Here is a 14,305-nt window from a genome sequence, read left to right as displayed (position 1 = left end):
TTAAACTTTGATATATCGCCACAAAAAAAGCCTGTTTAGTAATCACTAAACAGGCTTTTTGCTATCTGTTGATATTTTTTAAAACTCAACCATACCAGCACGTAACTGCTCAATCAGCTCTAAAAGCTGCTGACGCCATTCACGTATGGTGGCTTCATCTGGCAACCACTGGTTGGATAGCGTGACCACATTCACAATCAAATCAGGTGCTTGTACCCTTCCGTTGGTTGTACTGTCTTCTACCACCGTATCTGATTGTACGGCATATAAACAGCGCTGGTAAGCTCGCTCTACATCTGCAAGAAACCCTTGCTGTCGCAATTGATGCAAGCGCTGAACCTCAGGAGACACTTGAGTACGTTCTGCCAATGCATTTTCTACATCCACCAAAGTAGGCATTGCCATGTTCAAACTGTAAAAATGGCTCAGCTCTTGTATGAATGCCAAAAAAGCGCCGTACAAATGAAAAATCGCCGTCTCACAATGTGCTTGATATAACTGCTTATCATTGGTGTTTCCTGCTGCTTGGCAAGAGAGGCGACAAAAATAAAGTTTCTGATTGGTTCGATCTGCTTGATATTTGGCAACGCGAGTTTTACCTGCCATTTGCGACTGATCCTTCTATGAATAGTGAATTAAGGCATATTTTCCAGTTTACTATTTTTTTGGATAATAGCACCATGCCTTTCTTAATTTTTTACAGCCGTAAAAAAGCCAGCATCTTAGGCTGGCTTTTTTATCAAATTAAGAAACAATCAAAAATAGTGAATACCATTAATTATCTTGATTTAACTCTTGAGCAAAGGCTTCATCAAAGCTAGCAAAATCTTTAGCATCTGTACTTGCAGTCATATCGAAAGCAGCATTCAGATCTTTATCTTGTAGCTTCTGATCGGCTTTTTCTTTACGTGTCTTGTGATAAGCAAGACCTGTACCAGCAGGAATCAAGCGACCAACCACTACGTTCTCTTTTAGACCACGTAGCTCATCCACTTTACCAGTCACAGCCGCCGCCGTTAGTACACGGGTTGTTTCCTGGAACGAAGCCGCTGAGATAAAGCTTTCTGTTGCCAAGCTTGCTTTGGTAATACCAAGTAATTGACGCTCATACTGTACTGGGAATTTATCTTCCGCTTCTAGTTTTGCGTTCAATGCTTTGATATCAGCATACTCGACTTGATCACCTTTGAAGTGGTTTGAATCACCACCATCGGTAATTTCAACTTTGCGCAGCATCTGACGAATAATGACTTCGATGTGCTTGTCATTGATTTTTACACCCTGCAAGCGATAAACGTCCTGTACTTCGTTAACGATATAATCAGCAAGTGCCGTCTGACCTTTCAGACGCAAGATGTCATGCGGGTTTTGTGGACCATCAGCAATAATCTCACCACGTGCTACTGTCTCGTTTTCAAAGACGTTAATTTGACGCCATTTCGGGATCAGCTCCTCATGAACCTCGCCATCTTCATTGGTAATAATGAAGCGATTCTTACCTTTGGTCTCTTTACCAAAGCTCACGACACCAGTCATTTCTGCCATGATAGCGTGATCTTTCGGACGACGTGCTTCGAACAAGTCAGCAACACGTGGTAGACCACCGGTAATATCTTTTGTACCAGAAGACGCTTGTGGCACACGGCCCAAAATTGAACCGGCTGCTACTTTTTCACCATCGCTTACGCGGATGATGGTTTCAGCTGGTAAGAAGTAAACCACTTCTTTACCTTCGTCCGTATTCAAGATAATCGCAGGACGTAGATCTTTTGCTGAACTTGAGCGATCACGAGTCGCTAAAATCTCAAATGAGCTCATACCAGTTGCATCATCAACTTTAACCGTTGCCGTTGAACCATCGACAATATCACTAAAGCGCGCTGTACCAGCAAATTCTGTGATGATAGGATGCGTATGCGGATCCCATTTGGCGATAGTTTGGCCGCCTTCAACTTGCTCTTCGTCTTTTACAAGAACGCTTGAACCATATGGCACTTTATAGCGCTCACGTTCACGACCAAGTTCATCAGTTAAAGCGATTTCAGCTGAACGTGATACGATGACTAAGTGACCATCAGTATGCTGTACTGTTTTCATGTTTTCGAAATGCGCTTGACCTGCGTTACGGACAGAGATGCTATTGTCCACAGATGCTGAGCTTGCTGCCCCGCCCACGTGGAACGTACGCATGGTTAACTGAGTACCTGGCTCACCGATAGACTGAGCAGCCATAACACCAACAGATTCACCAATGTTCACTTTGTGACCACGAGCAAGGTCACGACCATAACACTGTGAACAAACGCCATGCTCAACATCACAAGTAATAACTGAACGTACCCAGATATCATCGATGGCATTGTTATCAAGCACGTTTACCCAATGCTCATCAATCAAAGTACCAGCTGGAATCAAGACTTTTGATTCGTCATCGTTGTAAGTCACATCGCGTGCAGTGACACGACCCAGTACCAACTCACCTAGCTTCTCAATGATTTCACCACCTTGGATATGTGGCTTCATGAGTAGGCCTTCTTCAGTACCACAGTCATCACTGGTGATAACCAAATCTTGTGCCACATCAACCAAACGACGTGTCAAGTAACCTGAGTTAGCCGTTTTTAGTGCTGTATCCGCTAGACCTTTACGTGCACCATGCGTTGAGATGAAGTACTGAAGTACGGTCAAACCTTCACGGAAGTTGGCTTTAATTGGCGTCTCAATGATTGAGCCATCTGGTTTCGCCATCAAGCCACGCATACCAGCCAACTGACGAATCTGAGCCGCACTACCACGAGCACCAGAATCTGACATGATAAAGATCGAGTTGAATGACTTCTGCTCGTCTTCTTCGCCTTGTGCATTGATGACTTTATCCGTTGCCAAGTTATCCATCATTGCCTTAGCGACTTTGTCATTGGTACGTGACCAGATATCAACGACTTTGTTATAACGCTCACCAGCCGTTACAAAGCCTTGCTCGAATTGATCTTCAATTTCACGAACTTCGCCTTCTGCCACTTCGATTATTTGCTTTTTGAGTGGCGGAATGACCATGTCATCGATACCGATAGACACACCTGATAGCGTTGCTTGAGCAAAACCAAGATACATCAATTGATCGGCAAACATGACGCTTTCTTTTACGCCAACTTTACGGTAGCAAGAGTTGATCAAACGAGAGATATTTTTCTTCGTCATTTCTTGGTTACACTCGTCAAACGACATACCTTTAGGCATGATGTTCCAGATCAGTAAGCGACCAGCAACCGTTTCTTTCATGCTAATTTCTTTGGTTTGGTTACCATCTTCATCAATATGCGTCTCTGTAACACGCACTTTGATTTTAGCGTTCACATGCAAATCGTTTGAACCAATCGCACGCAATGCTTCATTAACAGTGGCAAAAATCATGCCCTCGCCTTTAGCATTGATTGATGAACGACTAATGTAATACAAACCCAATACCACATCCTGTGATGGTACGATGATTGGATCACCGTTCGCAGGAGATAGAATATTGTTAGTAGACATCATAAGTGCACGTGATTCAAGCTGTGCTTCTAGGGTCAATGGCACGTGAACGGCCATTTGGTCACCATCAAAGTCAGCGTTGAACGCGGTACAAACCAGTGGATGCAACTGGATAGCTTTACCTTCAATCAATACTGGCTCAAAGGCTTGCAGACCCAAACGGTGAAGCGTTGGCGCACGGTTAAGTAGTACTGGATGCTCACGGATAACCATGGCCAGCATATCCCAAACTTGTGGCTCTTCACGCTCTACCATCTTTTTGGCAGCTTTAATCGTCGTTGCCAAACCATGAGATAATAGTTTGTTATAAGTAAATGGCTTGAATAATTCTAGCGCCATTTTTTTAGGTAGGCCACACTGATGTAGACGTAGTGTTGGACCTACAACGATAACCGAACGACCAGAGTAATCGACACGCTTACCAAGTAAGTTTTGACGGAAACGACCTTGCTTACCTTTGATCATATCTGCCAAAGATTTCAATGGGCGCTTGTTACTACCAGTAATCGCACGACCGCGACGACCGTTATCAAGCAACGCATCCACTGACTCTTGCAACATACGTTTTTCGTTACGTACGATGATGTCAGGTGCGCTTAGCTCAAGCAGACGCTTAAGACGATTGTTACGGTTGATCACACGGCGATATAGATCGTTTAGATCTGATGTCGCAAAACGACCACCTTCTAGCGGTACTAGCGGGCGCAAATCTGGTGGTAGTACTGGCAAGATGTTCATTACCATCCACTCAGGCTTGTTATTAGAATCACGGAATGCTTCTAATAATTTAAGACGCTTAGACATCTTCTTAAGCTTGGTCTCAGAACCTGTTTGCGGAATTGCTTCACGCAGCTCGTCAATCTCAAGATCCATATCGATATCTTTCAATAGGTCTTGGACAGCCTCAGCACCCATTTTGGCAGTGAATTCATCGCCAAACTCTTCTAGGGCTTTGTAATAATCTTCATCATCAAGCAATTGGTACTTCTCTAAAGAAGTTAGACCAGGCTCAGTCACGATATAGCTTTCAAAATATAGAACGCGCTCAATATCACGCAATGTCATATCTAGTAATAGACCGATGCGGCTTGGTAGTGATTTTAGGAACCAAATATGCGCCACTGGACTGGCTAGGTCGATATGACCCATGCGGTCACGACGGACTTTAGCAGTGGTGACTTCAACACCACATTTTTCACAGATAACACCTTGGAACTTACGGCGCTTATATTTACCACATAAACATTCGAAATCTTTTACTGGACCAAAGATTTTGGCACAAAAAAGACCGTCACGCTCAGGCTTGAACGTGCGATAGTTGATGGTTTCAGGTTTTTTTACTTCGCCATGTGACCATGACTTGATGACGTCAGGCGAGGCTAAGGTAATTTGAATGCTATCAAACTCTGTATTACCGTTGCCGGTAGGGCTTTGCATGATATCGAGTAAATCTTTCAAGTTGCTTCTCCGTTATCTTTATAATCATCTGACAGCGTACCATTGACGCAGATAAGATGAATGAAGGCAATGAATAGGGTTGAGACAAATCACTAAAAGCAGCAGCAATAAAGCAGACTGCCTTTAGTGGACAACTAAGTTAAACAACGGGCTAGTTGCTTTGTTTTAACTCAATATTGATACCCAGTGATTTGATTTCTTTGGTCAGTACGTTGAACGACTCAGGCATGCCTGGATCCATATACTGCTCACCATCAACGATGTTTTTGTACATACGAGTACGGCCTTCAACGTCATCCGACTTCACCGTTAGCATTTCTTGCAACGTGTAAGTCGCACCGTATGCTTCTAGTGCCCATACTTCCATCTCACCGAAGCGCTGACCACCAAACTGAGCTTTACCGCCAAGTGGCTGCTGCGTCACTAGAGAATAAGAACCTGTTGAACGCGCATGCATTTTGTCATCAACCAAATGGTTAAGCTTGAGCATGTACATGTAGCCGACGGTTACTTTGCGGTCAAACTTCTGACCTGTACGACCATCATATAACGTCTGCTGACCATCGCGATCCATACCAGCAAGCTCTAACAGGTCTTTAACTTGGCTTTCTCTTGCGCCGTCAAATACTGCTGTGCCCATCGGTACGCCGCCACGTAAGTTGTCTGCTAGCGCCATGATGTCATCATCACTTAAGCTATCAAGATCAACTTGTTCGCCGCCTACTTGGTTGTAGATTTTGTCCAAGAAGTCACGTAGCTCTTTGATCGCTGCTTGAGATTTGAGCATACCATCAATCTTCTCGCCCAACCCCTTCGCTGCCATACCCAAATGCGTCTCTAAAACCTGACCGATGTTCATACGAGATGGTACACCAAGTGGGTTCAATACGATGTCAACGGTATTACCATTTTCATCATAAGGCATGTCTTCAACTGGCATGATGCGCGATACAACACCTTTGTTACCATGACGACCAGCCATCTTATCACCAGGCTGAATACGACGCTTAACCGCTAGATATACTTTAACGATTTTTTGTACGCCATGTTGTAAGTCATCACCAGCAGTCAATTTGCGTTTTTTCTCAGCAAACTTCACATCAATGTCTTTTTGCTTATCAACCAAGTAATCAGCGATTTGCGTTAGACGCTCAGAGATTTCTTCTTCTACTGGTTGAATATCAAGCAAGGTCTCAAGGCTCATATCTTTCATATCAGCCAATGCCATAACTGTACCCGCTTTTAGACCAGCACCGCCGCTGACTTTTTGGCCATCTAATAGATTACCAATACGACCGCGTGCTGCTTCTTCAAAGATACGTAGCTCTTCTTTCAAATCTTTGCGATAGCTATCAAGCTGCGATTTTTCAATCGCTCTTGCGCGTGCGTCTTTTTCAACGCCATCACGGGTGAAGACCTGTACATCAATAACCGTACCTTTACTTGAAGTTGGTACGCGTAGTGAAGTGTCTTTCACGTCAGCCGCTTTTTCGCCAAAGATAGCCCGTAGTAGTTTCTCTTCTGGCGTTAGTTGCGTTTCACCTTTTGGCGTCACTTTACCAACTAGAATATCACCAGCGTCAACTTCAGCACCGATATAGACGATACCTGCTTCATCAAGACTTGATAATGCTGCTTCACCAACGTTTGGAATATCAGCAGTGATCTCTTCTGTACCTAGTTTGGTATCACGAGCCACACAAGTCAATTCTTGGATATGGATCGTAGTGAAACGATCTTCTTTCACGACTTTTTCAGATAACAAGATTGAATCTTCGAAGTTGTAACCATTCCACGGCATAAATGCGATGCGGATGTTCTGGCCTAGTGCTAGCTCACCAAGATCCGTTGAAGGACCGTCAGCCAAGATATCACCCAAAGCGATCTCGTCACCTTGGTTAACGATGATACGTTGGTTGATACAAGTGTTTTGGTTAGAGCGCGTGTATTTGATCAAGTTATAGATATCGATACCCGCTTCACCAGCAGTCATCTCGTCTTCGTTGACACGAACAACGATACGTGAGGCATCAACATCTTCAATCACACCGCCACGCTTAGCGATCACACAAACACCAGAGTCACGAGCGACGTGACGCTCCATACCAGTACCTACTAACGGCTTATCAGCACGTAGTGTAGGAACTGCCTGACGCTGCATGTTCGAGCCCATCAAGGCACGGTTAGCATCATCATGCTCTAAGAATGGAATCAGACCTGCTGCAACCGATACTACCTGACTTGGTGATACGTCCATATGCGTCACTTTTTCTGGCGGCATACGAACGAATTCACCATAGCTACGTACACTGACCATCTCGTCAGATAACGCGCCATCTTCAGTCATCGGAGAATCAGCCTGTGCAATCACAGTACCGACTTCTTCGATTGCTGATAGATACTCAATAACGTCTGTTACTTTACCATCAACCACACGGCGATAAGGCGTTTCTAAGAAGCCAAAGCTGTTGGTTTTAGCAAAGGTCGCTAATGAGTTGATCAGACCAATGTTTGGACCTTCAGGAGTTTCAATAGGACATACACGGCCATAATGCGTATCATGTACGTCACGTACTTCAAAGCCTGCACGTTCACGAGTTAGACCACCAGGTCCTAACGCTGATACACGGCGCTTATGGGTAACTTCAGACAACGGGTTGTTCTGATCCATAAACTGTGACAACTGGCTTGAACCAAAGAATTCTTTCACTGCAGCCGCAACTGGCTTAGAGTTAATCAAATCTTGTGGTGACAAGTTGTCTGATTCTGCTGAGCTTAAACGCTCTTTTACGGCACGCTCGACACGTACTAAACCAACACGGAATTGGTTTTCTGCCATTTCGCCCACTGAACGAATACGGCGGTTACCCAAATGGTCAATATCATCGACATCGCCGCGACCATTACGAATCTCGATAAGTTCTTTTAGAACGTTAACGATATCATCGTTGGTCAATACACTGCGTTCGCGCTGTACGTCTGGATCATCGGTATTTTCAAATGGCAGACCAAGACGACGGTTGAACTTCATACGGCCGACATTAGATAGGTCATAACGATCTGCGTTGAAGAACATGCTTTCAAATAGTTTCTCAGCAGTTTCAACCGTTGGTGGCTCACCTGGACGCATAACTTTATAGATTTCGATCAACGCTTCTTCACGGCTTGAAGTACTGTCAGCACGTAGCGTATCGGCAATATAACTACCTTGGTCGATATCGTTCGTGAACAGAATGCTAAACTCTTTGATGGCACCACTGGCTTCAAATGAGTTCAATTTTACCAATAACTCGTGGTCGATTGGCGTGTTTGCTTTAGCGATGATTTCGTCATTAACAACGATGTCTTCAGCTAAAATACGCTCATATAGATACTCATCAGGCACAGCAATTTTCGTCATACCTGCTTCTTCAAGCTGGCGGATACGGCGTGCGTTAATACGTTTGCCCTGCTCTACAATAACGTCACCTTCAGGTGATACGATATCAAACTGAGCCATCTCGCCACGTAGACGATCAGCAACTAGATCAATTTCAAACGTCTCTTCAGCTTTATAAACAGCGACTTTATCAAAGAACAAATCTAGAATTTCAGGTGTGGTCAAGCCAAGTGCACGTAAGATAATAGAAGCCAATAGTTTACGGCGACGGTCAATACGAGCAAAGACTAAGTCTTTTGCATCAAATTCAAAGTCTAACCATGAACCACGGTAAGGGATGATACGTGCGTTATAAAGCACTTTACCACTTGAATGCGACTTACCTTTATCATGGTCAAAGAACACACCAGGTGAACGATGTAGCTGAGATACGATAACACGCTCAGTACCATTAATAATGAAAGTACCGTTAGCAGTCATCAAAGGCATCTCGCCCATGTAAACGCTTTGCTCACGGATATCTTTGATAGCAGCTTTGCTATCTTTGTCTTTACTGTCTTTGTCTTTGATGATCAAACGGATTTTGACGCGCATTGGCGCCGCAAACGTTGAACCACGTAAGATACACTCACGCTCATCAAATTCAGGCGTGCCTAAATAATACTCAACAAATTGCAACTCAGCATTACCAGAGTGACTCTCAATTGGGAAAATAGAGGAATACGCAGCTTGCAAGCCAGTATTCTCACGAGCTTTTGGCTTTTTGTGCTCTTGCAAAAATTGCTCATAAGAATCTACTTGAATAGACAGTAAATAGGGAATGTCCATCACAGTGGGCAATTCAGCAAAACTTTTGCGAATACGCTTTTTTTCAGTATAAGAATATGCCATCGAGAGTCCTTACAGTAAACGTGGAAACAAATTAAAAGCGTGGCCAGTATGCATAAATACGATGCAAACTGAGCGACGTAAACGATAATACAAAACAGGTGTTCGTGTTCAACTCATATTTTTTGTCACTTATCACTTCACTAACCAGTGTGTATTTAGCACACCTTATTCAATCTTATAATCAGTATATGAACCCATCTATATAGATGCGCATACCGAAGAATTCAACCTAGTACAAACCATTGCCTTTAGGGCTTAACTTTTTAATATATTTATGAAAAAATAATTTTTACTAAAATTTTGAACGATTCGTCATTAAAACTGACAGGATTGTTGAGCCAGTTCATCACTAAAACTGATATCGTCGCTGGTATGAACCGTCTTTAAGCCTATGCAATGACAGTAAACCATGCTAAATAGATAATCTAATACCAACAGTTTTCGGAATTAATAATAATTGGGATAACTATAACTTTTAGAATCAGTATAAACTATAGTGTTAATGGGAAAGCATGCAGACACAAAAAAATGCCAAACATCTACGGACGTTTAGCTTATTTAACTGATTTCAAAAACTGGCATGTGTGCTTGCATGTATATCGTCTGTCCTTTTGATGGGTATCCACCGTGTTGTTGCATACGTATGTTGGCAGACACAAAAGGTCAAGCTACAAATTATAGTAAAAAAAAGCTGGCAATGCAAGGCATTACCAGCTTTTTTTGTACAGTGTTAAACTTATTTTAGTTCAACAGTTGCACCAGCTTCTTCAAGTTTCTTTTTCAACTCTTCAGCTTCAGCTTTAGATGCGCCTTCTTTGATTGGAGCTGGAGCGCTTTCAACCAAATCTTTCGCTTCTTTTAGGCCAAGACCAGTAGCTTCACGTACAGCTTTAATTACGCCAACTTTCTTCTCGCCAAAGCTAGCAAGAACAACGTCAAACTCGTCTTTTTCTTCAGCAGCAGCAGCAGGACCAGCAGCAGCAGGTGCAGCAGCAGCAACAGCAGCTGTTACGCCGAATTTTTCTTCCATAGCGCTGATTAATTCAACGATATCCATTACTGACATTTCAGCGATTGCGTTTAACACATCATCTTTAGATAGTGCCATGAGAACTCTCCGTTATCTGATAAAAATTAATTGATTCTAATATCGCTTTGATTGCTTGCCGAATGTGGCAATAAAATGCAACCAAAATTAGCGATGTTAAAGTTACGTTAAAACAAGCAATTAAGCAGCTTCTTTTGCGTCTTTGATTGCCGCTACAGTGCGAACGAACTTGCCAGGAACAGCGTTCATAGTCTGGACAAGCTTGGTCACTGGTGCGTTCATAGTCGCCATCAAGATAGAGATTGCTTCGTCGCGAGTTGGTAGCTTCGATACGCGCTCTAGCTCTTCTGGACCATAAACTTCACCACCGACTGATACCAATTTGGTCTCTAAAGCTTTGTTATCTTTGCTAAAGTCGAAAACGACTCGCGCTGCAGATCCCAAATCTTCCATAGAGAAAGCCAAAAGTAGTGGACCAGTCATACGGTCTGACATGCTCTCAAACTTAGTGCCTTCAAAAGCGCGTTTTGCAAGGGTATTTTTTACCACTTTCAAAACAACACCTTTATCACGAGCTTGTTCGCGAAGCTGAGTAAGCTTAGCAACACCAATTCCGTGATACTCGGCAGCTACTGCTGAGTAAGCATTAGCAGCAACTTCAGACACTTCAGCCACAACTTGTTGTTTTTGCTCTAGCGTTAATGCCATAAGTTGACTCCTTTAATCTTATCAATCTGCTTATCATAAAAGCGCTAAAAATCGAGATTTTCGCAGACTCAAATTTTAAGCTAGGACTGACTTGATACGACACATTACCAGCGGATTCAATTAATAAAAAAAGCATCTACTGGTAACGACTGATTACGGCACCGTTATCAGAATGACGTTGAGTAATAGTTTGAAGATTATATAAATAACCTTACTGCCCTATTCGCTCGTGTCTTAAACTGTGTGGGCCACCGTCTGCGTAGGACAACTAAGATTTTCATCTGTCGTCGATTAACAAAAGAGACTCAGTATCATATTTAACCATTCGAAAATTGTTACTTATGACGCTAAACCACTTTCTACCTACGGTCTTAGACAGCGTAGCAAATACTACGCTGACCTAATTTTTAATATAGTATGTGCTCATCATTCAAAATACTTGAAGTTCAAATACTCAAAGATAGAGACTTTAATTATTTTGCAGTACGATAAGGAACAGCGTCGATCGTTAGACCAGGGCCCATCGTGCTAGACAAGGTAATTTTCTTAATGAAAGTACCTTTAGAGGTAGCAGGCTTAGCACGCTTTAGATCAGAAAGAATCGCTTGCGCGTTCTGCTCGATTTGCTCAGCAGTGAAACCAACTTGGCCGATAGTTGCATGGATGATACCAGCTTTATCAACACGGTACTGTGCTTGACCTGCTTTCGCGTTAGTCACAGCTTCAGCAACGTTTGGCGTTACCGTACCAACTTTTGGGTTAGGCATTAGGCCACGTGGACCTAGGATCGTACCCAATTGACCAACAACACGCATAGCATCTGGAGCTGCGATAACAACATCAAAGTCCATGTTACCAGCTTTGATTTGCTCTGCTAGGTCTTCAAAACCAACGATGTCTGCACCAGCTTCTTTAGCGGCTTCAGCAGCAGCGCCTTGAGCAAATACAGCAACGCGTTTGGTTTTACCAGTACCCGCAGGTAGGTTAGTTGCACCACGAACCACTTGATCAGATTTACGTGGGTCAACGCCCAAGTTTACTGCGATATCAATAGACTCTTTGAATTTTAGCGCTGGCAAATCGTTTAGGATTTGAACGGCTTCTTCAAGAGTGTATTGCTTTTCGTTATCAATACGGCTTTGGATTTCTTTTTGACGTTTGGTTAGCTTAGACATTATACACCCTCCACGGTAATACCCATTGAACGTGCAGTACCAGCGATGGTACGGACAGCAGCATCAAGATCAGCAGCAGTTAAATCTGCGTTTTTGGTCTTAACGATTTCTTCTAGTTGTGCACGGTCAACTTTACCGACTTTAGCAGTGTTCGGTGTACCTGAACCTTTAGCAATGCCAGCAGCTTTACGTAGTAAGTACGCAGCTGGTGGTGACTTCATGATGAAGGTAAAAGACTTATCGCTGTATACTGTGATCTCAGTTGGGATCGGTAGACCTGGCTCTTGGCCTGAGGTCGCAGCGTTAAATTCTTTACAGAATGCCATGATGTTCACGCCTTTTTGACCCAATGCTGGACCAATCGGTGGTGAAGGGTTTGCTTTGCCTGCAGGCACTTGCAGTTTGATGTAACCATCAATCTTCTTAGCCATGATACTCTCCTAAATGGGTGATAGCGCCAAATCAACGTGGTATATACCGAATTGACTAACAGCTCCCCGGTTGATGAACTTTTTGCTGGTTTAGTCTAGTTTTTCAACTTTGCTAAACTCAAGCTCGACCTGAGTCGGTCGATTAAATACGTTTACCGTCAAATGTAATTTAGATTTCTCATAATCCACTTTTTCAACCAACCCTTTAAAGTCAGTGAATGGACCATCAATAACCAACAGCTCTTCGCCTGGCTCAAAGAGCGTCTTAGGACGTGGGTCAGTTTCAGTTTGATTGAGACGATTTAAAATACGATCTGCTTCTACCTGTGTAATAGGTGCTGGCGTTTCAGGCGTACCACCAATGAAACCCATAATACGGGGACAGTCTTTGACAATATGCCAAGTGTTGTCGTTCATTTCCATTTGGATCAATACATACCCTGGAAAAAACTTACGCTCACTCTTACGTTTTTTGCCGTCCTTCATTTCGACGACTTCTTCAGTAGGAACCAATACATCACCGAATGACTCAGCAAAGTCGCTACGGTTAATACGATCAGTTAATGAACGTTGTACTTGCTTTTCATATCCTGAAAACGCTTGAACAATATACCAACGCATATCACGCTCCTGATCATTATAAATAAGTTGTTATGGGTAAATCTCTCGTCAACAGTCACCAATACGTGCTATTAACCAATAAAGATACCAACGAACCAGTTAAAGAAGTTATCCAACAACCAAACAAAGAATCCAACAATAGCAATCATGACAATCACTTGCCATGTATATTGAAAGGTTTCATCTTTACTTGGCCATGTCACTCGGCGCAGTTCAACGGCAGCATCTTTTAATAATATTTTAAAAGCACGGCCTTGATGTGTCAGCGCCAAGCAGACAAATGCAAATACAACAAGGGCAACGATAATCCCAATACGCATCCAGATATCATTGGCTGGTTGCCAATAACCGGGTAGATATTGGTTGACTAAAGTCGCCCCTATCAAAACTGCTGCAGCAAGTAGCCACAAGATCACATCTTTTATTGAGCCTGTTTTAGCAACTTCAACGGCAGAAGTATTGACCGCTGATACATGCTTATCTTTAGACAGCATTCCACCAGTAACCGCCTTGGCATCAGATAACTTAGTCTCGAGGTTATCTTGATTATTGCTCATAAAGAACTCACTTCGGAGATGGTGGGGTATAACAAAGATGTGATAAGAAGATGGCAGGCGATGTAGGACTCGAACCTACAACCCTCGGTTTTGGAGACCGATGCTCTACCAATTGAGCCAATCGCCTATGGGTGTAAAGGACAGCATTATACAATATTTAGTGTAAAATGCAAGCCTTCAGAGATAATTTTTTATCTCGCTTCCTCTGAATCAAAAGTCGTCATATTTATCGATCAGTCTAAAAAAATACTAACGATAAGAGGGAGCGCTAATATAACAAGGTATGTCATAGATTACAATAGAAGAAAAGATAAATTCATTATTCTTATTGAGAAAATCTTTCTAGAAAATAGTACTGAGATTAGCGTCTCTGAATTTGAATCTATTTTCTTATGACAAAGAAAAAGCCACCCTATTTAGGATGGCTTTTTTATGACTAACTCATAAGCTCATTACTGAGACTTAATGATTAGTTCAATACGTTAGCAACAACACCAGCGCCT

The 14,305-nt window shown here is 42.8% G+C and carries 9 protein-coding genes and 1 tRNA gene; all 10 read right to left on the bottom strand.

Annotated elements, in window-relative coordinates; translation table 11 throughout:
* Positions 1–78 precede the first annotated feature (78 nt).
* The 10 genes from CZ794_RS00055 to CZ794_RS00010 all read right to left on the bottom strand — a co-directional run bounded on the left by CZ794_RS00055 (position 79) and on the right by CZ794_RS00010 (position 13,929).
* On the bottom strand, positions 79–606 hold the full coding sequence (locus CZ794_RS00055; protein WP_087039619.1) for a DUF6586 family protein: 528 nt from the start codon (positions 604–606) through the stop codon (positions 79–81).
* Positions 607–774: 168 nt separating this feature from the next.
* Positions 775–4,992, bottom strand: a complete 4,218-nt coding sequence (gene rpoC, locus CZ794_RS00050) for a DNA-directed RNA polymerase subunit beta' (RefSeq protein WP_087039618.1) — start codon at positions 4,990–4,992, stop codon at positions 775–777.
* Between the two features lie 151 nt (positions 4,993–5,143).
* Complete coding sequence (gene rpoB, locus CZ794_RS00045; protein WP_087039617.1) at positions 5,144–9,262, bottom strand: DNA-directed RNA polymerase subunit beta; 4,119 nt, start codon at positions 9,260–9,262, stop codon at positions 5,144–5,146.
* Between the two features lie 736 nt (positions 9,263–9,998).
* Entirely contained in the window at positions 9,999–10,370 is a 372-nt protein-coding gene (rplL, locus tag CZ794_RS00040) for a 50S ribosomal protein L7/L12 (RefSeq protein WP_087039616.1), read from the bottom strand.
* 120 nt (positions 10,371–10,490) lie between these two features.
* Positions 10,491–11,018, bottom strand: coding sequence for a 50S ribosomal protein L10 (gene rplJ, locus CZ794_RS00035; RefSeq protein WP_025652244.1), 528 nt, complete (start codon positions 11,016–11,018; stop codon positions 10,491–10,493).
* A gap of 473 nt (positions 11,019–11,491) precedes the next feature.
* Positions 11,492–12,193, bottom strand: coding sequence for a 50S ribosomal protein L1 (rplA, locus tag CZ794_RS00030; protein WP_087039615.1), 702 nt, complete (start codon positions 12,191–12,193; stop codon positions 11,492–11,494).
* Positions 12,193–12,624: a 50S ribosomal protein L11 gene (gene rplK, locus CZ794_RS00025; RefSeq protein WP_058025423.1), complete on the bottom strand. Its 432-nt coding sequence runs from the start codon at positions 12,622–12,624 to the stop codon at positions 12,193–12,195. The genes rplA and rplK overlap by 1 nt, the downstream gene beginning before the upstream one ends.
* A 90-nt stretch (positions 12,625–12,714) precedes the next feature.
* Positions 12,715–13,245: a transcription termination/antitermination protein NusG gene (nusG, locus tag CZ794_RS00020; RefSeq protein WP_010201718.1), complete on the bottom strand. Its 531-nt coding sequence runs from the start codon at positions 13,243–13,245 to the stop codon at positions 12,715–12,717.
* Between the two features lie 71 nt (positions 13,246–13,316).
* Complete coding sequence (gene secE / locus CZ794_RS00015; RefSeq protein ID WP_087039614.1) at positions 13,317–13,802, bottom strand: preprotein translocase subunit SecE; 486 nt, start codon at positions 13,800–13,802, stop codon at positions 13,317–13,319.
* Between the two features lie 51 nt (positions 13,803–13,853).
* Positions 13,854–13,929, bottom strand: a tRNA-Trp gene (locus CZ794_RS00010).
* Positions 13,930–14,305 lie beyond the last annotated feature (376 nt).

This window comes from Psychrobacter sp. JB385 (assembly GCF_900163785.1).
Taxonomy (GTDB): domain Bacteria; phylum Pseudomonadota; class Gammaproteobacteria; order Pseudomonadales; family Moraxellaceae; genus Psychrobacter.
The sequence above is the reverse complement of the archived record's forward strand: the minus strand, read 5'-3'. Positions and strand labels throughout refer to the sequence as shown.